General features: G+C 54.1%; 22 protein-coding genes, 1 tRNA gene and 1 riboswitch. Of the genes, 18 read left to right on the forward strand and 5 right to left on the reverse strand.

The features are described from left to right. The first annotated feature begins 52 nt into the window (after positions 1–52). The 3 genes from F6R98_RS21060 to F6R98_RS21070 all read left to right on the forward strand — a co-directional run bounded on the left by F6R98_RS21060 (position 53) and on the right by F6R98_RS21070 (position 4519). The gene (locus F6R98_RS21060) at positions 53–769 is read left to right on the forward strand and encodes a nuclear transport factor 2 family protein (protein WP_228125002.1); all 717 of its coding nucleotides are present in this window, start codon (positions 53–55) and stop codon (positions 767–769) included. A 275-nt stretch (positions 770–1044) separates the two neighbouring features. After that, positions 1045–3054, forward strand: a complete 2010-nt coding sequence (locus tag F6R98_RS21065; protein WP_153250764.1) for a 2,3-oxidosqualene cyclase — start codon at positions 1045–1047, stop codon at positions 3052–3054. Between the two features lie 109 nt (positions 3055–3163). Continuing rightward, the gene (locus F6R98_RS21070) at positions 3164–4519 is read left to right on the forward strand and encodes an FAD-dependent oxidoreductase (protein ID WP_153250765.1); all 1356 of its coding nucleotides are present in this window, start codon (positions 3164–3166) and stop codon (positions 4517–4519) included. Between the two features lie 89 nt (positions 4520–4608). Here the strand turns inward: F6R98_RS21070 and tsaD are convergent, their stop codons facing one another. After that, the gene (gene tsaD / locus F6R98_RS21075) at positions 4609–5619 is read right to left on the reverse strand and encodes a tRNA (adenosine(37)-N6)-threonylcarbamoyltransferase complex transferase subunit TsaD (RefSeq protein WP_153250766.1); all 1011 of its coding nucleotides are present in this window, start codon (positions 5617–5619) and stop codon (positions 4609–4611) included. 159 nt (positions 5620–5778) lie between these two features. Here tsaD and rpsU point away from each other — a divergent pair, with 159 nt between their 5' ends. The 7 genes from rpsU (at position 5779) to F6R98_RS22340 (ending at position 11492) form a co-directional block, all read left to right on the forward strand. Next, a complete protein-coding gene (gene rpsU, locus F6R98_RS21080; protein WP_153250767.1) occupies positions 5779–6012 on the forward strand; it encodes a 30S ribosomal protein S21 in 234 nt (77 codons plus the stop codon). A gap of 20 nt (positions 6013–6032) precedes the next feature. Beyond that, positions 6033–6488 (forward strand): GatB/YqeY domain-containing protein, encoded by a 456-nt coding sequence (locus F6R98_RS21085; RefSeq protein WP_153250768.1) that lies wholly within the window; start codon positions 6033–6035, stop codon positions 6486–6488. A 93-nt stretch (positions 6489–6581) separates the two neighbouring features. Continuing rightward, on the forward strand, positions 6582–8297 hold the full coding sequence (gene dnaG, locus F6R98_RS21090) for a DNA primase (RefSeq protein WP_153250769.1): 1716 nt from the start codon (positions 6582–6584) through the stop codon (positions 8295–8297). An 86-nt stretch (positions 8298–8383) separates the two neighbouring features. Next, a complete protein-coding gene (gene rpoD, locus F6R98_RS21095; protein WP_228125003.1) occupies positions 8384–10216 on the forward strand; it encodes an RNA polymerase sigma factor RpoD in 1833 nt (610 codons plus the stop codon). Between the two features lie 7 nt (positions 10217–10223). Continuing rightward, positions 10224–10300: transfer RNA gene (locus F6R98_RS21100), tRNA-Ile, on the forward strand. 284 nt (positions 10301–10584) lie between these two features. Then, positions 10585–11055, forward strand: a complete 471-nt coding sequence (locus F6R98_RS22335) for a site-specific integrase (protein WP_228125004.1) — start codon at positions 10585–10587, stop codon at positions 11053–11055. Then, positions 10995–11492 (forward strand): site-specific integrase, encoded by a 498-nt coding sequence (locus tag F6R98_RS22340; protein WP_228125005.1) that lies wholly within the window; start codon positions 10995–10997, stop codon positions 11490–11492. Before F6R98_RS22335 ends, F6R98_RS22340 begins: the two co-directional genes overlap by 61 nt. Here the strand turns inward: F6R98_RS22340 and F6R98_RS21110 are convergent. Beyond that, entirely contained in the window at positions 11420–12616 is a 1197-nt protein-coding gene (locus F6R98_RS21110; protein WP_153250771.1) for a hypothetical protein, read from the reverse strand. The genes F6R98_RS22340 and F6R98_RS21110 overlap by 73 nt on opposite strands. Before the next feature lie 295 nt (positions 12617–12911). Here F6R98_RS21110 and F6R98_RS21115 point away from each other — a divergent pair, with 295 nt between their 5' ends. Together F6R98_RS21115 and F6R98_RS22345 are read left to right on the forward strand one after the other, a co-directional pair. Then, the gene (locus tag F6R98_RS21115; RefSeq protein ID WP_153250772.1) at positions 12912–13379 is read left to right on the forward strand and encodes a hypothetical protein; all 468 of its coding nucleotides are present in this window, start codon (positions 12912–12914) and stop codon (positions 13377–13379) included. Between the two features lie 44 nt (positions 13380–13423). Then, the gene (locus F6R98_RS22345) at positions 13424–13939 is read left to right on the forward strand and encodes a type II toxin-antitoxin system RelE/ParE family toxin (RefSeq protein WP_228125006.1); all 516 of its coding nucleotides are present in this window, start codon (positions 13424–13426) and stop codon (positions 13937–13939) included. On the opposite strand, the gene thiC is transcribed toward F6R98_RS22345, so the two are convergent. Both thiC and F6R98_RS21130 read right to left on the reverse strand, forming a co-directional pair. Beyond that, positions 13936–15810 (reverse strand): phosphomethylpyrimidine synthase ThiC, encoded by a 1875-nt coding sequence (gene thiC, locus F6R98_RS21125; RefSeq protein ID WP_153250773.1) that lies wholly within the window; start codon positions 15808–15810, stop codon positions 13936–13938. The two genes, F6R98_RS22345 and thiC, sit on opposite strands and share 4 nt — an antisense overlap. A 49-nt stretch (positions 15811–15859) precedes the next feature. Continuing rightward, positions 15860–15983: riboswitch (TPP riboswitch) on the reverse strand. Positions 15984–16000: 17 nt separating this feature from the next. Beyond that, positions 16001–16546 (reverse strand): SixA phosphatase family protein, encoded by a 546-nt coding sequence (locus tag F6R98_RS21130; protein WP_153250774.1) that lies wholly within the window; start codon positions 16544–16546, stop codon positions 16001–16003. 237 nt (positions 16547–16783) lie between these two features. Between F6R98_RS21130 and F6R98_RS21135 the strand changes: the two genes are divergently transcribed. From F6R98_RS21135 to F6R98_RS21155, 5 genes are all read left to right on the forward strand, one after another. Continuing rightward, entirely contained in the window at positions 16784–18337 is a 1554-nt protein-coding gene (locus F6R98_RS21135) for a glucan biosynthesis protein (protein ID WP_153250775.1), read from the forward strand. Beyond that, positions 18322–18903 carry a hypothetical protein gene (locus F6R98_RS21140; RefSeq protein WP_194270055.1) on the forward strand — a complete coding sequence of 194 codons (582 nt, stop codon included), beginning with the start codon at positions 18322–18324 and terminating at the stop codon, positions 18901–18903. The genes F6R98_RS21135 and F6R98_RS21140 overlap by 16 nt, the downstream gene beginning before the upstream one ends. 25 nt (positions 18904–18928) lie before the next feature. After that, positions 18929–20995, forward strand: coding sequence for a glucans biosynthesis glucosyltransferase MdoH (gene mdoH, locus F6R98_RS21145; RefSeq protein ID WP_265588120.1), 2067 nt, complete (start codon positions 18929–18931; stop codon positions 20993–20995). A gap of 105 nt (positions 20996–21100) precedes the next feature. After that, on the forward strand, positions 21101–22594 hold the full coding sequence (locus tag F6R98_RS21150; RefSeq protein WP_153250778.1) for a Ni/Fe hydrogenase subunit alpha: 1494 nt from the start codon (positions 21101–21103) through the stop codon (positions 22592–22594). After that, on the forward strand, positions 22591–23097 hold the full coding sequence (locus tag F6R98_RS21155; protein WP_153250779.1) for a hydrogenase maturation protease: 507 nt from the start codon (positions 22591–22593) through the stop codon (positions 23095–23097). The genes F6R98_RS21150 and F6R98_RS21155 overlap by 4 nt, the downstream gene beginning before the upstream one ends. 64 nt (positions 23098–23161) lie before the next feature. Here F6R98_RS21155 and ppa read toward each other — a convergent pair whose 3' ends face one another. Then, on the reverse strand, positions 23162–23710 hold the full coding sequence (gene ppa / locus F6R98_RS21160) for an inorganic diphosphatase (RefSeq protein ID WP_153250780.1): 549 nt from the start codon (positions 23708–23710) through the stop codon (positions 23162–23164). A gap of 203 nt (positions 23711–23913) precedes the next feature. Here ppa and F6R98_RS21165 point away from each other — a divergent pair, with 203 nt between their 5' ends. Further along, a complete protein-coding gene (locus F6R98_RS21165; RefSeq protein WP_194270056.1) occupies positions 23914–24591 on the forward strand; it encodes a TVP38/TMEM64 family protein in 678 nt (225 codons plus the stop codon). Positions 24592–24601 lie beyond the last annotated feature (10 nt).

Genomic DNA, 24601 nt, shown 5'->3' on the forward strand with positions numbered 1-24601 from the left:
GAGTGTCCAACGAATCCGTTATGGGATGATCCGGTGATGATAAAGTATTGCTATGATATTTATTAGATGCGCCGCACATGAGAACATCTTTTTTATCGTTATTTATCTTTTTTATCTTTTAATCAACGCAAATTTATCTTTTAATCAACGCAAAGGAAAAATCAACGTGCCTGCTTACCCTCGTGAAGAACTGGAAGAAATGGTGGCGCGCTGGCTGCAGGCCAACCGCGTGGCGGAAAACCAAGGCGACTGGATTAAAAGTCTGGGCGCTATGTACACGGAAGACGCTGAATATGGCTGGAACATGGGACCTAACCGCGAGTTTCTGGCGCGCGGGCGGCGTGAAATCGAAGAATGGGCTTTGGGCGCTCACATGGAAGGGTTCGAAAAATGGCGTTACCCTTACGACAAGATTATCATTGATGATAAACAAGGTGAAATAATCGGCATCTGGCGTCAGGTAGCGCCGGTGCTGCGCCCGGATGGCAGCGAATACGAAGTAGCCGGTCTGGGCGGTTCGTGGTTCCGCTATGGCGGTAACTTTCAATGGAGCTGGCAGCGCGATTTTTTCGATTTGGGCAATGCGAAGGCTATGTTCATGGATCTGGCGGCCGATGGCCGGCTTGAACCTTCGGTCAAGCGGCGTCTGGGTAAGCTGGCGCGCGGACAGGCGCTTCCCGGCGTATATGCGTTGCATGCATCGCCGGGTGTTCTGCATGGCGCGAAAGCGCTCTTTACCATGGCGCGGATTGCCTTACTGGGAAAATAAGCTTTGGTAGTTTTGTTTATGTATTTGTATTTTAGTACAGTAATGGTAATAGGCAGTCCGCCGATAATTATTTGTAGACGCAAGTATTGTTTTGTCGCAGAATATCCACAAAGTGTGGAAAGTATACCAGTAGTGTGGCGGGTCAGATTAAAGCCTATGAGTTAGTCAGGCAATTTCGCGCACAGGAATACGGGCTGTACACTCCGTGGTGAGATTTTCGGCCGATGTGGATGCAGTCTTGTCACGCTTGAAAGAATCCGGAAATATTTGGTCACATGACAGTATCGAATAAGGACGACCCACAAGACAGTGCGCTATTAACCCGGGAAGCAATACTCGGGTCGTCTAGACGAGCTCAACAGTATCTGCTGTCATTGCAGAAAACGGAAGGGGATTGGGAAGGCGAGATGGTTTGGTGCAGCATGATACTTGCCCAGGCAGTGATCGTGCGCACCATCACCGGGCATCCCTATACTGAAAGTGAAAAGCGGCTTATTGTCCGGCATTTTAGCGTAACTCAAGCGACGGATGGTTCATGGGGGATGCATCCGGAATCTCCGGGCTATGTTTTTTTCACCACGCTTGCCTATGTAGCGCTGCGTCTGCTCGGGCTGTCTCCACAGGATGATCTGCCGGCGCGCGGACTAAGCTGGATACATGCGCAGCCGCAGGGCGTCAAAGCCATACCTACCTGGGGAAAATTCTGGCTGGCCTTGCTGGATCTGTACGACTACCGCGGTTTGAATTCTGTCCCGCCGGAGTTGTTTTTGTTGCCTGAATGGCTGCCGTTCCATCCCCGCCGTTATTATTGCCATACACGCCAGATTTATCTGGCGATTGCTTATCTTTTCGGTTTGAGATTTCGTGCCGAATTGCCGGATGGATTGCGTGACAGCCTGAGGCAGGAGCTTTATGGCGATGAGTATGCGCAAATAGACTTCGCTGCGTTGAGACATCTGTTGGCTCCCAGTGATGTTTACGTGCCGATTACCCCGCTGTTGCGCGGTGTTTACGATCTGCTTGCCGCCTATGAGAGCGTGCATAGCAAGGCATTGCGCAATAAAGCCTTGGGGTTGTGTTTGAAACATATCGTTTATGAGCTGAAAGTCAGCAATTATCAAGGTATTTCCCCGGTAAGCGGTCTATTGAACTGCCTGGTGTTGTTTGCAACGGATAAGCAGCACCCCGAATTGGCGCCGAGTCTGGCCGGAATAGAGACTTGGCGCTGGCAGGATGAAGAGGAAGGTTTGCGATATGTGGGCGCACACTCCAATACATGGGATACCGCTTTTGTATTGCAGGCGCTGGCCGAGATGCGTGCGCCGGCTCCGGAGGTTAATGGTGCGGTCAATCGCGCGCATGCCTTTTTGGCGCGCGCGCAGATCGTTGACGAATTGCCCGATTACCAGTCTCACTGGCGCGATAGCGCGCTGGGTGGCTGGTGTTTTTCCGATGGCCGCCATCGCTGGCCGGTCAGCGATTGCGCCGCCGAAGCGTTAAGCGCGTTGTTGTCGCTCTATGAGCATCCGGACATGTCGATAGACCGTCCGTTCGAGCGCCTACGCCTGGATCAGGCTGCGGACTTCATTCTGTCCAGGCAGAATGCCGATGGCGGTTTTGGCACCTACGAACGCCGGCGCGGTGGTAAACTGCTGGAAAAGGTTAATCCATCGGAAATGTTCGGTCAGTGCATGACCGAGCTTTCCTATATCGAATGCACCAGTTCGTCGCTGGCGGCTCTCGCGCATTACCGTAAACGCTTTCCATCGCATACAATAACAGGATTAAATGGCGCGATAGCTCGGGCTGTGACTTTTTTGCGTGCCCAGCAGCTCAAGGATGGTTCTTTTCAGGGGTTTTGGGGCATCAACTATACTTATGCCTGTTTTCATGTCGTGCGTAGTTTGCGCATGGCTGAGGTTGCAGTGGATGATGGATTAGTGCAATCTGTGGCACAATGGTTGCTGACGCATCAAAAGCCAGATGGCGGTTGGGGCGAGCATTATACGAGTTGTCTTGGCGGTCGCTATATCGAACATGAGCAAAGCCAGGTCGTGATGACCGGTTGGGCGCTGATGGCGCTGGTTGAGGTATGCCCGCATGATCATGTTGCGATTCGGCGCGGTTACGGCTGGCTGCTGACGCAACAGCTTGAGAGCGGCGCATGGCCGCGCCAAGCGGTAAATGGGGTTTTTTTTGGGGCAGCCATGCTGGATTATCGTTTATATCACAGCTATTTCCCCGCTTGGGCGATATTCCGTCTGGCGCGCTTGCTGGGTGAATAGGGTTAAGCGTACTTGATCAGCTGCGAGGTTGACTGGTGCGGTTTGGAATGGCCGTGGGCATGTGGCGAATTTGCCAGCATATAATTTTAGCTAATTTCAGGAGCTTGAAATGCAAGAAACGACAGCTAACCGTGAGCGTGTAGATGTCCTTATTGCCGGAGGGAGCATAGCGGGTGTCGCGGCAGCGGCGGCGCTTGCTCAGTTGGGATTGCGGGTATTGATCGTCGAGCCTTCGCCGGACCAGGGCCGGCGTCTCGCCGGAGAATTAGTGCATCCACCCGGTATCGATGGACTACGAGAGCTTGGGTTGCTTGCCGAGCACGATGGTTTGGGGCAGAAGGTGCAGGGATTCGCCGTGTTTTCCCAGGGAGGGGAGGCCGGACCGCAGCCCATGGTCTTGCCTTACGGCGAGGTAGACGGCAAACGCCCGGTAGGGCTGGCTATCGAGCATACGACTCTGAAGGAGCGATTGCTGGAGCGCGTAAAAACCTTTAACGCCGTTGACGTCTGGCAAGGAGCTCGCGTAACCGCGATGAATTCCGTGGAGGGAGGATCGTATGTTGCTACTGTGGATACCGGTTCTGCCGAGTCTGAATTGCGCGTTCATGCCAGACTGATACTGGGGGCGGACGGGCCGATGTCGCAAATGCGCAAGATGATCGGTATCCAGTACGAAACTCAGCGCTATTCCGGCATGATGGGTACGGAAGTCAGTGATGCGCATTTACCCTATCACGGCTATGGTAATATCTTCCTGAACCAGGTGGGAGTGTCCTATGCCTATGCGATAGGCGGCGGCCGCGTACGCGTGATGTTCGAAATTCTGAAGGGTGCGGATCAGAAGGGATCGATAGCTGCGCATTTGGCGGCGTTCCCTGATGAATTCAGACGGGAAGTGCAGGAAGCCATGATGGCCAGCAAACCGCTGGCGGCGGCGAACTACTGCATCATTCCGGAAACCACGGTCAAAGGCAACGTCGCCCTGATAGGCGACGCGCGCGGCTGCTGTCATCCGCTGACGGCGTCCGGCATCACTGCCGCCGTTAAGGATGCGTTTGTGCTGCGCGACGCTTTGCGTAAGCATAACCTGGATGTAACCGCCGCCCTGCGCGAGTATGCGCAGGTGTGCGATCAATTGCAGCTAACCCGTCGCACTCTGGCGGAAGAACTGCGCGAAGCGTTTCTTGCCGAAACGCCGCAGGCGAAATTGCTCAAGCAATGTATCTTTTCCTACTGGAAAACCAGTCCGCAGGGACGCGCCGAGTCCATGAATCTGCTGTCCACGCTGAATAGCAGCATTATTGCGCTGGCAGTGCAGTACGCGATGGTGGCGCTGCAGGCTTTCCGGTTGCTGCCGCAATGGATAAAAAGCAATGCGCTGATGGATTGGGTCCGCGGCGTGATCGGTCTGCTTTTCAAAAGCTTGAGCTTTCAATATGTGGCGATAACACAGCGAGTCAAATAGTCCGTTCCGTCCTGGCGTTCGCGCCGGGCTTGATAGTTGATTCGGATTCGAGAAGCAGGCCGCGCACGCGCGGCCTGCTTTCGTTCTGCTCAGGGCTTGGTAAGCTGATCCAGCGACCAGCGCGGACGCACCCGTATTTCGCTTCCTGCCTGGATTTCGCCCGACAAAAACCGTTGACAGCCTGCAAACGCTATCATTGCGCCATTGTCTGTGCAAAACTCGGGCCGAGGGTAGTACACTTCGAAGCCGTCCTGGCGCGCCAGTTCCGTAAAGCGGGAACGTATGCGTCCGTTGGCGCTGACGCCTCCGGCGATGACCAGTGTTTTGATTCCGGTGGCGGCAATGGCGCGGCGGCATTTAATCGCCAGCGTATCCACAACCGCTTCCTGGAAGGCGACGGCAATGTCAGCCTTGTCTTGACGGCTGCCCCCGGTGGCGGCGAATGTCGTGAGGGCGTGGGTTTTGAGACCGCTGAAGCTGAAGTCCAGGCCTGGGCGGTCGGTCATCGGGCGCGGGAATTTAAAACGTCCGGGTTGCCCCTGTTCGGCCAGTTTAGCCAGCTCGGGTCCGCCTGGGTAAGGCAGTCCCAGCATCTTGGCTGTTTTATCGAAGGCTTCTCCTGCCGCATCGTCAACCGACTCGCCCAGGGTTTCGTAATGTCCCATCGTCGCAACCTTGACCAGTAGTGTATGTCCGCCCGAAACCAGTAATGCGATAAAAGGGAAGCGAGGCGCACGGCTCTCCAATAAGGGAGCAAGCAGATGCCCTTCCAAATGATGGATGGCCAGCGCCGGGACGCGCCAGGCCCATGCGATGCTGCGCGCTACCGATGCGCCCACCATTAGCGCGCCGGCCAGCCCCGGTCCGGCGGTATAAGCGACACCGCCGATGGTTGGCTCGCCGGCATCACGGATAACGCTGCGGACCAGTGGAATAATTTTTCGAACATGATCGCGAGACGCCAATTCCGGCACTACGCCGCCGTACTCCTGATGTATGCCGATCTGACTGAAGAGCCGGTGCGCCAACAAGCCTTGCTGCGCATGGTAAATTGCGACGCCGGTTTCATCGCAGGAGGTTTCAATGCCAAGGATATTCATGAATTAATTGTACTGTAGTTTACTGTTTGGCAGAAATTTTCGAGTTTTAGCTTTTAATTTATGCTGTCAGGCGGGTATAATCGTGAATTCGAGTGGGGGCGACCGGTAGGGTCCGGCCTCCGTGTCAGAATAGTTTGTGTAGATAACGCGGGAAGTTACATGCCATCCATCAGAATTAGAGAAAACGAGCCTTTTGAAATCGCCATTCGCCGCTTCAAACGCGCCTGCGAAAAAGCTGGCGTACTGTCCGAAGTGCGCCGCCGTGAAGCTTACGAGAAGCCTACCGAAGAGCGTAAGCGCAAAGCGGCGGCAGCGATCAAGCGCCATTTGAAGAAGCTTTCCCGCGAACGTTTTGCCTTGCAGAACCTGCGCAAAGGGCGTCCGGTAGTTTGATTGCAGTCTGGTTGTGAGCTATGACAGATACGCTTAAGCGCCGCATACAGGATGACATGAAGCTCGCGATGAAAGCGGGCGACAAGTCTCGTCTGGGAGTCATCCGTCTCATCCTTGCTGCCGTGAAACAGCGCGAAGTGGATGAGCGCATAGAACTGGATGATGCCCAGGTTCTTGTCGTGCTCGATAAAATGGTCAAGCAGCGACGCGAATCCGTTTCCCAGTACTCTGCCGCGAACCGTAATGATCTGGCTGAAGTAGAGCAAAACGAAATCCTGATCATACAGGATTATTTGCCGCCAGCGCTGAGCGCTGAGGAGATCGAAGGGATGATAGCAACAGCCGTCAAGGATGCCGCGGCCACCACTGTAGGCGACATGGGCAAGGTGATGGCCTTATTGAAACCCTTGCTGCAAGGCCGGGCGGATGTAGGGGCGGTCAGCGCCCAGGTCAGAGCAAAACTGAGCGGCGCTTAATTTCTCGCGAGGCTCTGTCGCAATGATGCAGGATGTATAGTGGCGCTGTCCTGCTGATATCTACCGCGCCTGCTACTGTGTGCAGGTTCGTTTATGGCTGGCAAGATACCGAAATCGTTCATCGACGAATTGATCAGCTGCACCGATCTGGTTGATCTGATTGATGCGCGTGTGCCTCTAAAAAGAATAGGGAGCAATTTTACGGCTCGCTGTCCATTTCACGATGAGAAAACTCCCAGTTTCAGTGTAAACAGAGAAAAGCAGTTCTATCATTGCTTCGGCTGTGGCGCCAACGGCAACGCCATCAGTTTTTTGATGGATTACGAGCGTCAGGGCTTCGTCGAAGCCGTCGAAACATTGGCCGATATGGCCGGTCTGACCGTTCCCAGCGAGGCGGTGAACCAGCATACGCCGGTTGACAATAATCAGAACGTCTATGCTTTGCAGCAGCAGGCAGCCGACTATTACACTCAACAGTTAAAGGAACATCCCGAGTCGAAACGCGCGGTCGATTATCTGAAGCAGCGCGGCGTCAGCGGTGAAATCGCCGCGCGTTATCACTTGGGCTATGCATCCTCCGGTTGGCAGAATCTGCCCAAATCGTTCTCGCCCGAGCTGTTGCGAGCAGCCGGACTGAGCGTCACTAATGAGCAAGGTCATAGTTATGATCGTTTCCGCAACCGCATCATGTTCCCGATTCGGGATCGCCGTGGCCGGGTCATAGGCTTCGGCGGGCGCGTAATTAATACGGAGGATACGCCTAAGTATCTGAATTCTCCGGAAACGGTGGTTTTTAAAAAGGGCCGGGAAGTGTACGGCCTTCACGAATTGCTTGCTGCGGTACGAAAGCCGGAACGAATTCTGATAGTGGAAGGCTACATGGATGTAATCGCGCTGGCGCAGATGGGCTTTCCCTGCGCCGTGGCGACGCTGGGAACTGCGACATCGGGCGAGCACGTGCAATTGCTGTTCCGCTATGCTCATGAGCTTGTTTTTTGTTTCGACGGCGACGTAGCGGGACAAAATGCCGCCTGGAAAGCGGCGGAAACCAGTCTGCCCTATCTGCGCGACGATAAGCATATACGTTTTTTATCGCTCCCGGCGCAGCACGATCCGGATACGCTGATTCGGGAAGAAGGCCTGGAGCGTTTCGAGCTGCGCGTCAAAAGCGCTCTGCCGTTTTCCGAATATTTTTTCCAGCAATTGGGACAAAAGATAGACGCCGGGTCAATTGAGGGGCAGGCCAGTCTGGCGCAAATGGCAAGGCCGCTGCTCGAAAAAATTCCGGCGGGAGCATTTAAGGACGGGATGCTGGCGCGTCTTGCGGATAAAACCGGTCAGGAACGGAAACAAACATTGCTGCGGCCCCGGCGCACCGGAAACGTCAGACCTGCGCTTGCACGCACCGTACCGTCGACATTGCGAGCTATTGTCGTGATGTTGCTGCAAAATCCTTCGTTTTTCGCATTGATGGATGCAGAAACGCGTGTGCTGCTGGAAACGCATGAAAAGGCCGGTTTGCTGATCAGAAAGCTGGCGCATGTCTGGGAGGGGAATCCTTCCATTCAACTCGGAGGAATACTTGAATCTTTCAGGGGTGAGCCTGAAGAAACTCAAGTGCGGCAGCTGAGTGTATGGGATGACCCGCTACTTGCCAAAAAGACCGAGGTTGATTTTCTGGATGCGATCAGAGCTTTTGTGCGCAACCTCAAGGAAGAACGGCTCAGTACTTTGATAAGAAAGGCAAAAGTTATTGATCTGTCGGACGTTGAACGGAACGAAATGCGAAAGTTACTGTCCCAGAAATGATATTTCGCGACACAGGGCCCTTGAAGAATGAAGGGCTGATGACTATATTGCTTTAATCTGGTAATACTTTTACTTATAATGAAAAGTTGGATTTTTGTGGCGCCAGGAACCAATCGGATCAGTCGATGACTCAAGAACAGCAGCAATCACAGCTTAGAGAACTTATTGCCAAGGGTCGGGCGCAGGGCTACCTGACTTATGCCGAGGTAAATGACCATTTGCCTGGTGATATTGTCGATCCCGAGCAGATGGAAGACATAGTCGGGATTATCAGCAACATGGGCATCGAAGTCCATGAAGAAGTGCCTGATACCGACCTGATCGCCGGCAATGCGGTCGTATCCGAAGACGATGAGGATGAGGCGGCGGAAGTTGCCGCGGCCCTCGCATCGGTGGATGCGGAGCTCGGTAGAACCACGGACCCGGTACGCATGTACATGCGTGAAATGGGTACGGTAGAACTGCTGACCCGTGAAGGCGAGTTGAAAATAGCCAAACGTATCGAAGCAGGTTTGAACCGTGCTGCGATGGAGCTGGTGCGTTTCCCGTTGGCGGTCGAGCACTTTATTGCTTCGTTTGACCGTCTGGAAGAAAACGGCTTGAAAGTTTCCGATCTGATCTCGGCGATTGTCGATCCCAACGCGCCGGAACCGGTGGTGCTGGACGAGGGGGTCGAAGCTGAAGTGGCCGAGGATGCCGAGAGCGGGCCTGATCCCGAACTGGTGCGCGAAAAGCTCGAAGCGTTTAAAAAACAGTATAAAGTTGCCGTGCAGGCACAGAACAAGCACGGTAAGGATCATGAGCGTGCAGCTAAAGCATTTGCCGATCTGGGGGAAAGCTTTCTCGAATTCAAGAAAACGCCGCTCTTTTTCAAGGAGCTGACCGATACCTTGCATGGTTCCGTGGAAAAAATCCGTGAACAGGAACGGTTCATCATGAATCTAGCCATCAGCAAGGCAAAAATTCCGAAGAGCGAGTTCCTGTCTGCTTTCCTGGGTAACGAAACCTCAGCGGAATGGCTTAATGTGATTCTTGGACGCGGAACAGCTTCTGCGCAGGCGTTATCCGGCTATGCGGACGATATCAAGCGCGCGCAGTCGAAAATGGCGGCGATCGAAAAGGAAAGCGGCTTGTCGGTGGCTGAGATCAAACAGATCAACAGTTCGATGTCTATTGGCGAAAGAAACGCGCGTGAAGCCAAGCGCGAAATGATAGAAGCCAACTTAAGGCTGGTCATTTCCATCGCGAAGAAATATACTAACAGGGGTCTGCAGTTCCTCGATCTGATTCAGGAAGGTAATATCGGCCTGATGAAGGCGGTCGACAAGTTCGAGTACCGCCGGGGCTACAAATTCTCGACCTATGCCACGTGGTGGATACGTCAGGCGATTACGCGTTCGATTGCGGATCAGGCTCGCACCATACGCATACCGGTGCACATGATCGAAACGATCAACAAGCTGAACCGTATTTCGCGGCAGATGCTGCAGGAGATGGGCCGCGAGCCTACCCCGGACGAGCTGGCGGTGCGCATGGAAATGCCGGAAGACAAAGTGCGTAAAGTACTCAAGATCGCCAAGGAGCCGATCTCCATGGAGACGCCAATAGGCGACGACGAGGATTCGCACTTGGGAGATTTCATTGAAGACTCGCGCGTGATGTCGCCGATTGAATCAGCGACGGTTGCGGGGCTCCGTGAAACCACCCAGCAGGTGCTGGCAGGTCTTACCGCGCGTGAAGCCAAAGTACTCAGAATGCGCTTCGGGATCGATATGAATACCGACCACACGCTGGAAGAAGTCGGCAAACAATTCGATGTAACCCGAGAGCGCATACGGCAGATAGAGGCAAAAGCCTTGCGTAAACTACGGCATCCGTCGCGGTCCGAGCAGCTCAAGAGCTTTCTTGACATAGAGTGACAATTTCGGGCCCTTAGCTCAGTTGGTTAGAGCAGGGGACTCATAATCCCTTGGTCCAAGGTTCAAGTCCTTGAGGGCCCACCAAGAAAAACAAAGGCTTGCATGCTATGCAAGCCTTTTTTATTTCACCAATTTGCCTCTCAGGTACAATTTCGGTACAGTGCTCAGCACAAAACACTGTAGCGAGGGTCTTGTGGCGACCATTGTTAAGACAGATTCCGGCACCTGGAAAGCGGTTATCCGAAAGGCCGGATGGCCGGACTGCGGCCAAGACTTTTCGCACTAAACGGGATGCTGAAGATTGGTCACGACGCACTGAAGATAAAATAGTTCGCGGTATCCATATTCAGCGTGCACCCGCTGAACGCATGACGGTTAAAGCCGCTCTTGAAAAATACCAGACCGAAGTAACGCCGACCAAACGGCAATCAACGCAATCCGCAGAGGTTAGAAGGGCAGCAATTCTGATAGCTAATTTAGGGAAATATTCCCTTATTGCCCTTACTGCTGAAATTATTGCCCAATATCGCGATGAGCGTCTTGCCGGCGACTTGAACGATAAAGGCGAGCGCGTGCCACGTAGTAACAGCACCGTTCGCCTGGAGCTTGCCCTTCTGGGGCATATGTTCACGGTGGCCACCAAGGAATGGGGCTTGGGGTTGACCTATACCCGGTTCTCAACATCCGTCGCCCTGCTCCCTGCCCAGGGCGAAACCGCCGACTTTCTACCGAAGAAGAACAGCGGCTTTTCGAAGCTGTTGCCGCGTACTCAAACCTCATGCTGGGTTGGATTGCCGGTATCGCCATTACCACTGGCATGCGTTGGTCTGAGATTTTGACGCTGCGTCGCAACCAGGTTGACATTGAACGCCGCATCGTGCGGCTGCTCGAAACCAAAAATACCTCTCCGCGCACCGTGCCATTGAGCAAGGAAGCTACCGAGTATTTTCGGCAGGCGCTGAATAATCCGATTCGCCCCCTTGATACGGATTTGATTTTGTTTGGCGAGCCGGGCAAGGATGGCAAGCGCAAGCCTTATCAGTTCAACGCAGTCTGGGTGCGGCTGAAAAAGAAGCTGGAGTTAGATGACTTCCATTTCCACGATTTGCGCCATGAAGCGGTTAGCCGCTTTGTCGCGTCGGGTTTGAGCGATCAAGAAGTTTCCTCGATCAGCGGCCACCGCTCGATGCAAATGTTGAAACGCTACACCCATTTGCGCGCTGAGGATTTGGTCGATAACTTGGATAAGTTGGCCACAATCGACTCTTTAAAGTAACGGCGACATTTTTTTATTCTATCTGAAACGGATTTTTTGTGACGGATATTTAGGGTATCCGCTATTTTCTGTTGACTCAATCCCTCCCGCTGCATCCTTAGAATTTGAATATCAAGCTCTTTCAAGCTTGGTGCGTGTGCATAATCATAAGCAAATCGTCTGATTACCTTATCGGCTTCAATATCGACGCCGGGGAAGCAGCTCAAAATACTGTAGCTTTGTATCAGAGTCGATTGAAACCGCTCCTTAAGCTTTTTGCGGGCGATTCCATTTTGTTGGCTAAAATTGCCGTAGTCGTGATCTCTGCAAAAGCGTCGGCTGTTGTATGTATCGTTTTTATTCTCTTTTTGGTTATTTTCGTTTTCTGCGTGAGCGGAGAGCCGCCAACACATCTCGCAAAAGGGATAATGCTCATTATTATGGAGTGGCAGTTCGTCAATTGCGCCGCTATTTCCTGGTTGCTTGCGGCTGATTAGAGACTCCAACAAACATAGCAAAGATTCTAACGTAGCTATTATGGGTTCAACTTCGCTCCGCATCGATTCATATTGTCCTGTAAGGTGCAACGCTCTGATACAGGCTCTAAACTCACCCTCAATGGATATCAAATTTCCTGTTTTTGCAAAACAACGCTTAGCTTCCTGGGACAGCGTCGAGTCCGAGTAAAATAAATCCGCCAATTGCGAAAGATAAGAGCGGACAGCACCATCAATATCCCGCCGCAAAAAAGTCCACACCGAGCGGTTTTTCATATTTAGGCTGAGCGAAGGGCGGTCGTCAACGTTTTTCGTGAATTTGGAGATGGCAGCCGCAACTACAGGATCGCAGTTTGGCCGTGGCAAACAAAAATCGATCAGCGGGTCAGGCCGGAATTCGGTTTTCGTGCGCTTTTTTCTCGGTTTGATTTCGGTTGGGAACTGGCCCTCTACCAGCGCTGAGGCGAGCATTGAGGTGAGCTTTTCCATGCTCCAACCGCAATTATTAACGATTACGAAATGACCCGGCGGAATTGGGGGATCTAACTCGCCTGTCGGCCAGACCTGTTTCTGTTTTTGGGGTTTATAAATCAGCTTTTTCGTTCCGTCAGGATATGTGCGCCAAACCTCGCCTTGCAGAGTGCGCATGAGACATGGGGTGGAATGCCTGATAAAAGTTTTGTCCATAACGGATACGTTTTTTGTCTGGTTGTGGGGTCTACGGGTTTCTATTGAAAACCCCGTGCACATTGGCAGGCCTCGCAAGTCTCACTCGCGTATACTAGTATATTATAGTTTTCTAATTCATTAGCGTGGGCGGGTAAGGGGGGCGCAGGTTGTTATGTTCGGCCCGACAAGTTCAGGTAACTTTCAGGCTTGGAACAGACTGGGTATCGTGTCGTGATACTAGACTATATGTGAGTCAACACACCGGAGCATCGCATTGAACCACGCACTTAAAAAACTGAACGACGAACTGTCCGCCGCACGCGCAACATTGACGCAGGCGCTTGTTGCTGGCGAAGACACGACGGAGGCGCGGGCGGCTATCGCGAGGATCGAAAGCGAGATTGCCTTACTGGAACGTCAGTCCCGCGAATCTGCTGAGTCGTCCAGGCTGGCGGCTGAGTCTGTCATTGAGAGTATGGCGCTCGAACTTGCACACCAGACGCACGATGCCATTGCAGCCGCCGCCGAATTGCCGGGCCTGACAGAGATAGCGGGCGAGCCGTTGCCTGAATTGCCCAAAAACCCGGAAATTGCGCGTGCTGCGTTTGCCGTTGCCCGTGCAAGCGCCGCGCTGGAGCGGGCCGAGGCCGATTTTAAGCCGCACGCCGCGGGTGTCAGTGCGTTACGGGAGCGGCAAGCCGATAACTGTCTGTTATCAAATCAATTAAGCAGCGGCGTCTGAATGGCGATGAGCGTGCCAGTGACGCTATCGAACTTGAGTTGTTGATGTCCGACGCAACCGCGCTTGGTGCGCTGGATGTTGCGCATACCGAACTGGAGCGATTGCAAAAAGTGGCCGTTTTTGATGCGGCCAAAGCACGCGTTCAGCAGGCTGAGGCCGTGTTTGTTGATGCGTGGCGCTTGATGGTTTCGAGTGGTCGCGCGGTTGGCAAATACTCACCCTGGGCTGAGTATCAGGCCAACCCTGCAATGCGCCGCGCGGTCACTGGACTGATTGTTCCGGGCCTTGCGGCAGGGGATTTTTTATACGCCTGCACAATCCAGGCCGGGCTGTTACTTTCGTTGATGAATTACTTGACCGTTGTTCCTTCCATGCTTGCGGAGATGCCTCGCGCCTATCCGTTGGTTCCGCGTTACGAGGGCCATGGGATCAGGCGTTGCGCGTATCGTGATTACCTGATTTTCTACCGGGTCATGGACGACCTCATTGAGGTCATCCATATCCTGCACGGCGCTCGAAATTACGAAGCGCTGTTGTTTCCTGAAGACTTATCAGCTTAACTGCGCTGATAAACCTCCCCCCCCAATTTCAAAAACTCCGCCGACATCTCCTCCATGCCTTTTTCCAGCGCTTCGGCTTCAGCCAGACCCTGCTGTCTGGCGTAATCGCGCACATCCTGGGTAATTTTCATCGAACAAAAATGCGGCCCGCACATCGAGCAGAAGTGCGCCTGCTTCGCGCCTTCCTGCGGCAGGGTTTCGTCGTGGAATTCCAGCGCCTTCTCAGGATCTAGGCTGAGGTTGAACTGATCGGCCCAGCGGAATTCGAAACGCGCCTTGGACAGCGCGTTGTCGCGCAATTGCGCGCCGGGGTGTCCTTTAGCCAGGTCTGCCGCGTGCGCAGCGATTTTGTAGGCGACAATGCCGTCGCGCACGTCCTGCTTGTTCGGCAACCCTAAATGCTCCTTCGGCGTGACGTAGCAGAGCATCGCGGTGCCGTACCAGCCGATCATCGCCGCGCCGATCGCCGAGGTGATGTGGTCGTAGCCGGGAGCAATGTCGGTGGTCAATGGTCCCAGCGTGTAGAACGGCGCTTCGTCGCAGACGGCGAGCTGTTTTTCCATGTTGGCCTTGATCATGTGCATCGGAACATGACCGGGGCCTTCTATCATGACCTGCACATCGTGCTTCCAGGCGATTTTGGTCAGTTCGCCCAGCGTTTCCAGTTCGGCGAACTGCGCGGCGTCGTTGGCGTCGGCGATGGAGCCGGGCCTCAGGCCGTCGCCTAATGAAAAGCTGATATCGTAGGCTTTCATGATTTCGCAGATGTCTTCGAAATGCGTGTACAGAAAGCTCTCCCGATGATGGGACAGACACCATTTCGCCATGATGGAGCCGCCCCGGGAGACAATGCCGGTGGTGCGTTTTGCGGTCAGAGGAATGTGCGCGAGGCGGATTCCGGCATGGATGGTGAAATAATCCACGCCCTGTTCGGCCTGCTCGATCAGTGTGTCGCGGAAAATTTCCCAGGTCAGGTCTTCGGCCTTGCCGTTGACTTTTTCCAGTGCCTGATAAATCGGTACGGTGCCGATCGGCACCGGCGAGTTGCGCACGATCCATTCGCGCGTTTCATGAATGTTCTTGCCGGTAGACAAATCCATCACCGTGTCGCCGCCCCAGCGTATCGACCACAGCATCTTTTCGACTTCTTCTTCTATCGATGAACTGACCGAGGAATTGCCGAGGTTGCAGTTGATCTTGACCAGGAAGTTGCGGCCGATAATCATCGGCTCCGATTCCGGGTGATTGATGTTGGCCGGTATGATCGCGCGTCCGCGAGCAACTTCGTCGCGCACAAATTCCGGAGTAATAAACTCTGGAATACTGGCGCCAAAAGACTCTCCGGGATGCTGATTTTGCCACTGTTCCTTGACTGCGTGCAGTTTCTGGTTTTCGCGGATCGCGATGAACTCCATTTCCGGGGTAACGATGCCCTGACGCGCATAATGCATTTGCGTGACATTGACACCGGTTTTGGCGCGCCGCGGTGCGCGGATGTGTTCGAAGCGCATATCGGCAAGTTGTTCATCCACCTGACGCAGACGGCCATATTCGGAACTGGGGCCGCTCAATTGCTCTGTGTCCCGGCGTTCTTCTATCCATTGTTGCCGTATGGCCGGCAGGCCCTTGCGCAGATCAATGGCGAGCGCAGGGTCGGTATAAGGGCCGGAAGTATCGTAGACGTAAACGTCCGGATTTTTTTCCGCGCCCTGGGCGGATGGCGTGTCCGATTGAGATATTTTGCGCATCGGTACACGGATACCTGGTCGACTGCCGCCCAGATAAATTTTCTCCGAGGCGGCAAAGGGAGCGATAGAAGCCTTTTTGGCCGTTACTGCATCATGAAGGAATTGTTTTGGAACTGCGCTCATTGCCTACTCCGGATACTTTATTAAAACCAAAGGGGAAGGCAGCGGGTATTGAGACTGTTTGCGGCTTTACCTACGCCGGTATTATCCGGATCAGGTTCAAAGAGTGTCTCTCAGCCTTTGCTTTTACCCTTATTAAAGTTAAAGGTTAAGCGCGGGCACCCCCAGCCTTAGCTGGGGCTAAACTAAGCCATTAGCGTCCGTTTTGCAAGTGTGACGATGCACTGGAGCCTGCTTGTCTGCCGGGGGCGAGTTGATTTGGGGTGTCGAAATGCGTCAGCCTGCAAAGATGGCTTTCCGTTTCGCACCAGCGTTCCGTCGTCAGAGTAATCGATGCGACGCCGCAGGTCGGGATGTTGGTGATATGCGCGTCGGTGAGGTCGTTCGTCAGCGTGGTCAGGTCGGGGTTATGCCCTATCAGCAGCACGCATTGCCATTGATCGGAGAAATTGCGTATCAGTTCGAGCAAAGCGTCGACGCCCTGCATGTATATGGCTTCTTCGATGAGGATTTGATCGCGCGGGTAGTCCAGTAAATCCGAGATTATATTGGCGGTTTTGATAGCGCGCGCGGCGGGGCTGGAAAATATCCTGTCCGGGTGTATGTCCATCTCGCGCAGGCGTTGTCCTATGAGATAGCGATCCTGTTTTCCTCGCTTGTTGAGAGGCCGGTCGCGGTCGGTGAGATCTGCGTGCTTCCAGCTGGATTTGGCATGACGAATCAGCGTCAGTGTTTTCATTCGGATATTTTTATCGGTGCTAAGCGCCGGTTGCTGAAATTGCCTGCCGGACGTTAAATTTTGTCAAACTTAAAGATACTGCATTTTTACCTGTCAATGTATACTTGGCGCATAATAGAAGCTGTATATCCATAAATGGCGCATGCAGCTCGTTTCGATGTTCTGCGTAGCGCACCGGTTGCCGGGTAAGGACCTGGCGAACACAAAAATCAATGAGAGGAGTTCCCGGTTTTAGCCATGAGAAAACCAATCGCGATGTTCTGGTTGTGTATGCTTTTCCTGTTTACACGGCTTGCGTTGGCCGAGGAAGGGGCTCAGCCCCCGGTTGCCGCGCTTCAACCCAGGGTTTTTGCGTTCGCCGAAGTCGAACAGCAGGCAAAGGATCTTGCAACGCGCCCTTATGCGAAAGACGATGGCGGGTTGCCGGAGTTTCTTGGGAAGCTGGATGCCGATCAATACCGCGCCATCAATTTTCGTCAGGACAAGTCGCTCTGGCGCGATGAAGGCCTGCCGTTTCAGGTTCAGTTTTATCACCGCGGTTTTATTTTTCGCAACAGGGTAAATGTCAATGTCGTGGAACAGGGTAATGCGGCGCGTCTGGCCTATAGTCCCGAGCTGTTCGATTTCGGGAAAAATTCGCCTCAGGGGCCGTTACCTGCCGATTTGGGCTTTGCCGGCCTGCGTTTTCATTATCCGTTGCATCGCGACGGCAATCCCGACGAATTTGCCGTTTTTCTGGGGGCCAGTTATTTCCGGGCGGTAGGGCTGGGGCAGATTTACGGCATTTCGGCCAGAGGGCTGGCGATCGACACCGGTTTGCCCAAGGCGGAAGAGTTTCCCGTTTTCAAGGAGTTCTGGATTGAAAAGCCGGCCCGGCAGAGCGACCAGCTCGTGGTTTACGCATTGCTCGACAGTCCCAGCGCAACGGGAGCGTACCGTTTTGTCATTCATCCCGGCATGGAAATCGGTATGGAGGTCAGTGCGCATATCTATGCGCGTAAAGGCACGGAGCGTATCGGTATCGCGCCGCTGACCAGCATGTTTTTCCATGGAGAGAACACTGACCGGTTTTTCGACGACACGCGTCCGGAGGTTCACGATTCCGATGGATTGCTGACCTTGCGCAGCAATGGCGAACGTGTATGGCGTCCGTTGAACAATCCCAAGCATTTGCGCATCAGCGTCTTTCGCGACCAGAACCCCCGCGGGTTCGGCCTGATGACGCGAGATCGCAATTTCGAGCACTACCAGGATTTGGGGTCGCACTATGAGCAGCGGCCCAGCGCCTGGATTGAAACTATCGGGAACTGGGGCGCGGGTTCCGTGTATCTGATCGAAATACCCAGCGATGCGGAAAAGTACGATAATATCGTTGCGTTCTGGGTGCCGGACCAGCCCATGGACGGAACCAGGGATTTCAGCTTCCAGTATCGGTTGCATTTCAGGCCGGATGAGCCGGCAGCTCCTGATCTGGCGCATGTCAATGAAACGCGTATCGGCTCATCCCTGCTCTCCGGGGCCGAAACGGATGCGCGACATTTCGTGGTAGACTTTCAAGGCGACGCCATGAATCGCTATGGCGACAAGGCATTGATCGATGCCGATATCAGCGCCTCTTCCGGTCAGGTGAGCCACGTTTCGGTACAGAAAAATATAACAACCGGCGGATGGCGCTTGAGCTTCGATCTGACGCCTGAAAAGGATAAAGACCCGGTCGAGTTGCGCGCCGTATTGAAGTCGAAGGAAGACATTTTGACCGAAACCTGGGTATATCAATGGAGCCGCTGGTGACGATAGCCATGTCGAGCGCAGTTTTGCCTGATAAACCGGCCGGTTATGGCGCAGTTACCGATGTTGTTCGTCAGGAATCCGGTCCATTTGCTGCCGATAATGCCGCTACGGCATTAGCCGGCGGCGATATCGATTTTCCACAGCTTCGGGAGCGTCTGATAGCCTATTTGAACGTGCTGGGCATCAAGGATGCCGCAAAAAGCGATGTAATTGCTGCGGATGCGCTGGCGCGCGCGCGCCGCAAGGTTGCGCCCGGATTGCATGAAGAGCTTTTCCGGCGCGCGCTGGAAGATATCCAGCGTAATCTCGATCTGGCATTGACGCGCGCTTTAGGCCTGGGCCTTGCCTCCGATGCGCGCGCGGTTTCAGGTGCGCGCGCGGCGGTTTTGATGGGACAAGGCATCCCGGCGGACATTTTGCTTGACCCGGCAGTCCAGCAGGCGATCGATATTGAAGGTTTGCGCCGCGTGCTTCCCCAGGCGACGCCTCCCGAGTCGGCTTTATCCATGCAGGAACAGCCGCTCAGCTTTTTCTTTGGCGCCTCCTCTCTTGCGAAAACGAAATAAAACCAGCGTGCTCATTGATCGCCACATGACTTCTCAACAAGTAAAGGTAAAATCGGCGCCTTCGCGCCTCTGGCGGCGCACCCTGTTTTTTTCGCTGGTGGTGCTGACGACGCTTTTGGCCATGTTCATGATTACCAGCGCGTTTTTTCAGAACGGGTTGACGCCGCAGGAAACTGTGCTGCTGATACTGTATGCAATGCTCATTCTATGGGTAAGTACCTCGTTCTGGACCGCGCTCATCGGTTTCGCGGTATTGCTGCTGGGAGGGGACCCCGGTTCGATAGGGCGCATGCCGCCGCGTCCGGCGCCGGAAGAAGGGGACAAGAGTCCGGCGTGCACCGCGTTGGTGATGCCCATTTATAACGAAGATCCCGCTCGTGTTTTTTCCGGGTTGCGCGCGATATACCAGTCGCTGCTCGAAACCGGGCGCGCGGACGAATTCGAACTTTTTATCCTGAGCGATACCCGCGACCCGGACACCTGGATGCAGGAGGAAAGTCATTGGTACCGCATGTGTTGCGACTTCGCCGCGCATGGCCGCATCTTCTATCGCAACCGCGAAAAGAATTTGAGCCGCAAGAGCGGCAATATCGAAGAATTCTGCAAGCGCTGGGGCGGACGTTACCGTTACATGATCGTGCTCGACGCCGACAGCGTGATGGGCGGCGGCGCGCTGACGCGTATGGTCGACCTGATGGATGCGCATCCGCAGGTGGCGCTGATCCAGTCTCCCCCGCTGCCTGTAAACCAGCGTTCGTTGTTCGCCCGCATACTGCAATTCGGCAGCAGTCTGTATGGCGATATGTTTGCCGCGGGCAGTTCATGGTGGCAGCTTTCCGACAGCAATTACTGGGGACACAACGCCATTATCCGCATGCAGCCATTCGTGAAGCATTGCGGTCTGCCGAAGCTGCCGGGACGCGAGCCGTTCGGCGGTGAAATTTTCAGTCACGATTTCGTTGAAGCCGCCTTGTTGCGCAAGGCAGGGTGGGAAGTCTGGCTCGGCTACGATATACAGGAAAGCTATGAGGAATTGCCGCCGACATTGATCGACTACGCCAAACGGGACCGGCGCTGGTGCCAGGGCAACCTGCAGCATCTGCGCATGATTACCGCGCGGGGTTTTTCCGGACTCAGCCGTTTGCATATGTTGATGGGCATCATGTCCTATGTTTCCTCGCCGCTATGGCTGCTGTTTTTATTGTTCACCGGACTGGAAGCCTATGTGCAAACGCAGACGGTACCGGTGTACTTTTTCGGCGACAACATTTTTCCGGTATGGCCGGAGTCTTATACGGTGGAAATGACGACGGTATTGCTGGTGACGCTGCTGATGCTGTTCGCGCCCAAGGTGTTCGGTTTGTTTCTGCTGTTTGTCCGGCATGACAAGGTCAAAGCCTACGGCGGCTATCTGCGCGTAACGTTGAGCGTGGTGCTGGAAAGTATTTTTTCGATGCTGACGGCGCCGGCGCTGATGCTCTATCAAAGCAAGTTCGTAGTGGCAATACTGTTGCGGCGCAGCGTCGGCTGGCCGCCGCAAAACCGCGGGGAGCACCGCCTGGGTTTCGGCGAAGCGGTTCTGGCGCATGGCGGACAGACCCTGACCGGGTTGGTGGCCGGATATTTAAGCTATACCTACATCCCCAATTTTTTCTGGTGGTTTATTCCGGTTTTGACCGGATTGATACTGGTCATACCGGTTTCGATTATTTCCAGCAGTACGTCGCTGGGACAACTGACGCGGCGCATGGGCTTGTTTCTGACTCCCGAGGAGTATGCGCCTTCAGACGTGATACGTTATTTGAAGGAAAATTTGTCCCGGCTCGAAGCGGAGCAGGAAGGCGGCGATGACGCCATATCAGGCGGCGTCCGCGATCCGGCTGCATGCAGCCTGCATCTGGCTTTGCTGCCGCATCGTCCGGTCAGAAAACGTTTTCGTCATGAATTAAAGGCCTTGCTGTACAAGCTGGTCGAAGAGGGGCCGGAGCGTCTGTCATCGCAGGATAAACGCACACTGATCTCAGATCCGGAAACGCTGATGCGCCTGCATAATCTTGCGTGGAGCAGCCGGAAGGATGGCAACACGGTTTGACTCGCGAGAGTCAAAGCCTTGAACAAAAAGTCACGAAAGCGTAACTTGTAGCGTATAGAGTTAGAACGGTGTTGAATCGGCGTATACGGAAGGAGTGAGCGGCTCATGTACGAAAATCTTGAAACAGCGACTAATCCTGAAAGTTTGAGACGTGTTGTCATCGATCCGGTTACCCGGGTTGAAGGGCACGGAAAAGTGACCCTGCTGCTCGACGAAGACAATCATGTCAAACAGGCTCGATTGCACATCGTTGAATTTCGCGGTTTCGAGCGCTTTATCCAGGGGCGGCCTTATTGGGAATTGCCGGTCATGGTGCAGCGATTATGCGGGATTTGCCCGGTAAGCCATCATCTGGCCGCCGCGAAGGCGGTTGACCAGCTGGTCGGTGTCGATCGCTTGACTCCGACAGCGGAGAAACTCCGGCGTTTAATGCACTATGGGCAGACGCTACAGTCGCATGCGCTGCATTTTTTTCATCTCTCCACTCCCGACTTGCTGTTCGGTTTCGACGACCAAGCGGAGCACCGCAACATTGTCAGCGTATTGAAGGAATATCCCGAGCTGGGATTGAAGGGCGTAAATCTGCGCAAATACGGACAGGAAGTGATCCGCGTGGTGAGCGGCAAGCGCGTACATGGCACGGCTGCGCTTCCGGGGGGCATGAACAAGGCATTGACCGCAGCAGACAGGGATTTTCTGCTTAAGGATATAGACGAGGTGACGCTCTGGGCCGACGAAATAGTCGAGCTGATACGCCAGATATTCCTTGCCAATCCGGAATACCACCAGCATTTCGGTAATTTCCCGTCCAACTACCTGGGGTTGGCCAGAGAGGATGGCGCTTTCGAGTTGTATCATGGCGGACTCAGGGCAAGAGACGAACACGGCAAATATATTTTCGATCATGTCGATTACCGGAAATATCCGGAGTATTTGCGTGAAGAAGTTCGTTCCTGGACTTACATGAAATTTCCGCATATTGTCAGCTTGGGGCGCGATAACGGCTGGTATCGGGTTGGTCCGCTGGCGCGCTTGAACAACTGCGATTTCATTTCCACGCCGCGCGCCGAAGCCGCGCGCCGGAACTTCATTGCTTACGGCGGCGGAAACCCGGTGAGCGCTTCGCTGGCTTATCACTGGGCGCGCATGATCGAATTGCTGTATTGCGCCGAGGCGATACACGAACTGCTGGAAGATCCGGAGCTGCTGGGTACCGATCTGGTTACGCAGGGCGAGAAGCGTTTCGAGGGCGTCGGTGTAGTCGAAGCGCCGCGCGGCACCTTGTTCCATCATTACTGTATCGATGAAAACGATCTGGTTACAAAGGCAAACCTGATCGTGTCGACCACCAATAACAATCAGGCGATGAATGAGGCGGTTCGCGCGGTGGCGGCGCGTTATCTGGATGGTCAGGAGCTGACCGAGGGTTTGCTTAATCATTTGGAAGTTGCGATACGCGCTTATGATCCTTGTCTGTCCTGTGCAACCCATGCGCTGGGAAAAATGCCGCTGGAGCTGGAGTTGCTGAATGCGGAAGGTGCTCGAATAGACCGGCTGGCACGAAATAGTCAAGGCGAGTTTTGTCAGACGCTCGGATGAGCGCTGGTCTAACGGCTTCAGTGCTGATTAGCGCTTGCGGTAATCCCAGCCGGGGCGACGATGCGCTGGGGCCGCTGCTTCTGGAGCGGCTTGCCGCGGCGGGCGTTGGGGCGGGCGTCGAACTGCTATGCGATTTTCAGTTTCAGCCTGAACACGCGCTGGATTTGGAAGGGCGTACGCTGGTGCTGTTCGTCGACGCCCATGTCGAATGCTGTCCGCCATATTCTTATCAGCGGTTGACTCCACGCCGCGATAACAGTTATACCACGCATGCAATGAGTCCGTGGTCGGTGATGCAGGTATATCGCGATATAAAAGGCATGGAGCCGCCTCCTGCTTTTTTGTTGAGCCTGCGTGGAGAGCGCTTCGAATTGGGGGACGACGGATTAAGCGGGGCGGCTGCGCAACACCTTGATGCCGCTGCCTCCTTTTGCATAAGGCTGTTGGAAAACCGGAATATAATTTTTTGGGATAGCTTCGCTGATCCTATTGAGAAACTCTGATAGATTCGAAAATCCCTCCTCACGATACGAGGAGGGGTGGTGACCATACACGCGGCGCTTGTGGCTAGAAGTTGGGTTTTTCAGTCGCCATTGCGTAACGCTCAATGCTTTCGAGGATTTCCTTCTCCGCTTCTTCACGATTGCGCCAGCCTTCGATTTTGACCCATTTTCCGGGTTCCAGGTCCTTGTAGTGTTCGAAGAAATGGGAAATCTGCGCCAACTGCGATTCGTGTATGTCTTCGTAGGAGTTGACGTTTTTATAGAGCGGAGAAAGTTTGTCGACCGGCACCGCCAGGATTTTGGTGTCGCCGCCGGCTTCGTCGGTCATCTTTAAAAGACCGATCGGACGGCAGCGCGCTACCGAGCCGCTCAGCAGTTTGGACGGAGCTAAAACAAGCACGTCTATCGGGTCGCCGTCTTCGCCCAGCGTGTGGGGGATATAGCCGTAATTGCAGGGGTACTGCATCGCGGTGCCCAGGAAGCGGTCGACGAAAAGTGCGCCGGTTTCCTTGTCAACTTCGTACTTGACCGGATCGCTGAATGCCGGGATTTCAATAACGACATGGATGTCGCTGGGGATGTGTTTTCCGGAACTGACTTTCATCAATGCCATGGTGATGAGGCTCCTCGGTTATGTGTGGATGGAAAAACTTGAATGTGAATTATAACAACTCGAAGCGTTTCATAGCGGTTTCGAATTATAATCCGGGAAAATCGTTATCGTCTGTCAGCCGGGGAACCGTATCTTGATCGAATCAGCACCTTATCAGCCCTTGTCGTCTTCACATGAATAAAACAGTTCCAGCCGCTTCGAACATGCAAAAAAAATCCTCCTTCATCTCAATTTTACTCAAAGGCGGCCTGCTGCTGATTTTACTGGGGTTAGGTGCGCTGGTGTATTTTTCTCCGATCCGCGTTTGGCTGGCGCAGGGCGCGTTGATAAAAGCGCAACTGGCGCAGTTCGGCATGGCTGCGCCAGCCGTATTTACCCTGTGCACCGCGATGCTGGTAGCGATAGGAGTTCCGCGCTTATTGTTGTGTTCTCTGGCCGGGGTGATTTTCGGCTTTGCCTGGGCGATTACGCTGACGCAGATTGGTACCGTGTTGGGGGCCTACTGTACCTTTTTATTCATGCGTTTGCACGGGCGCGACTATGCATTTCAGCATTTTCCGCGTTTACGCAGGTTTTCCCGGAAACTGGAAGGGCATGGGCTGATGTCGGTGCTGATTGCGCGGCAGCTGCCGGTTAACGGCTTCTACAACGATATCATTCTGGCGTTGTCGCCGGTAAGCCACCGCAGTTTTCTGGCCGGTACATTCATTGGTTTTTTGCCGCAAGGTCTGACAGCTTGTCTTATCGGCGCAGGTCTGATTCAGGCCGATACGACGCAAGGCATCCAGTATATGGCTTTGGCATTAATCCTGTCGCTGTTACTCGGACTGGGCTTGCGCCGCTGGATCAGCGTCAGAAAAGCCTCGTATACGCTACGGTAGGAAGAGAGTT

The sequence above is a fragment of the Candidatus Methylospira mobilis genome (assembly GCF_009498235.1).
In the GTDB taxonomy this organism is placed as follows: Bacteria; Pseudomonadota; Gammaproteobacteria; order Methylococcales; family Methylococcaceae; genus Methylospira; species Methylospira mobilis.

Excerpts from the sequence above, each read along its gene's own strand:
- F6R98_RS21060 (WP_228125002.1), top strand. The coding sequence starts at position 53 with ATGATATTTATTAGATGCGCCGCACATGAGAACATCTTTTTTATCGTT.
- F6R98_RS21065 (WP_153250764.1), top strand. The coding sequence starts at position 1,045 with ATGACAGTATCGAATAAGGACGACCCACAAGACAGTGCGCTATTAACC.
- F6R98_RS21070 (WP_153250765.1), top strand. The coding sequence starts at position 3,164 with ATGCAAGAAACGACAGCTAACCGTGAGCGTGTAGATGTCCTTATTGCC.
- tsaD (WP_153250766.1), bottom strand. The coding sequence starts at position 5,619 with ATGAATATCCTTGGCATTGAAACCTCCTGCGATGAAACCGGCGTCGCA.
- rpsU (WP_153250767.1), top strand. The coding sequence starts at position 5,779 with ATGCCATCCATCAGAATTAGAGAAAACGAGCCTTTTGAAATCGCCATT.
- F6R98_RS21085 (WP_153250768.1), top strand. The coding sequence starts at position 6,033 with ATGACAGATACGCTTAAGCGCCGCATACAGGATGACATGAAGCTCGCG.
- dnaG (WP_153250769.1), top strand. The coding sequence starts at position 6,582 with ATGGCTGGCAAGATACCGAAATCGTTCATCGACGAATTGATCAGCTGC.
- F6R98_RS22335 (WP_228125004.1), top strand. The coding sequence starts at position 10,585 with ATGACGGTTAAAGCCGCTCTTGAAAAATACCAGACCGAAGTAACGCCG.
- F6R98_RS22340 (WP_228125005.1), top strand. The coding sequence starts at position 10,995 with ATGCTGGGTTGGATTGCCGGTATCGCCATTACCACTGGCATGCGTTGG.
- F6R98_RS21110 (WP_153250771.1), bottom strand. The coding sequence starts at position 12,616 with ATGCGCACTCTGCAAGGCGAGGTTTGGCGCACATATCCTGACGGAACG.
- F6R98_RS22345 (WP_228125006.1), top strand. The coding sequence starts at position 13,424 with ATGTCCGACGCAACCGCGCTTGGTGCGCTGGATGTTGCGCATACCGAA.
- thiC (WP_153250773.1), bottom strand. The coding sequence starts at position 15,810 with ATGAGCGCAGTTCCAAAACAATTCCTTCATGATGCAGTAACGGCCAAA.
- F6R98_RS21130 (WP_153250774.1), bottom strand. The coding sequence starts at position 16,546 with ATGAAAACACTGACGCTGATTCGTCATGCCAAATCCAGCTGGAAGCAC.
- F6R98_RS21135 (WP_153250775.1), top strand. The coding sequence starts at position 16,784 with ATGAGAAAACCAATCGCGATGTTCTGGTTGTGTATGCTTTTCCTGTTT.
- F6R98_RS21140 (WP_194270055.1), top strand. The coding sequence starts at position 18,322 with ATGGAGCCGCTGGTGACGATAGCCATGTCGAGCGCAGTTTTGCCTGAT.
- mdoH (WP_265588120.1), top strand. The coding sequence starts at position 18,929 with ATGACTTCTCAACAAGTAAAGGTAAAATCGGCGCCTTCGCGCCTCTGG.
- F6R98_RS21150 (WP_153250778.1), top strand. The coding sequence starts at position 21,101 with ATGTACGAAAATCTTGAAACAGCGACTAATCCTGAAAGTTTGAGACGT.
- F6R98_RS21155 (WP_153250779.1), top strand. The coding sequence starts at position 22,591 with ATGAGCGCTGGTCTAACGGCTTCAGTGCTGATTAGCGCTTGCGGTAAT.
- ppa (WP_153250780.1), bottom strand. The coding sequence starts at position 23,710 with ATGGCATTGATGAAAGTCAGTTCCGGAAAACACATCCCCAGCGACATC.
- F6R98_RS21165 (WP_194270056.1), top strand. The coding sequence starts at position 23,914 with ATGCAAAAAAAATCCTCCTTCATCTCAATTTTACTCAAAGGCGGCCTG.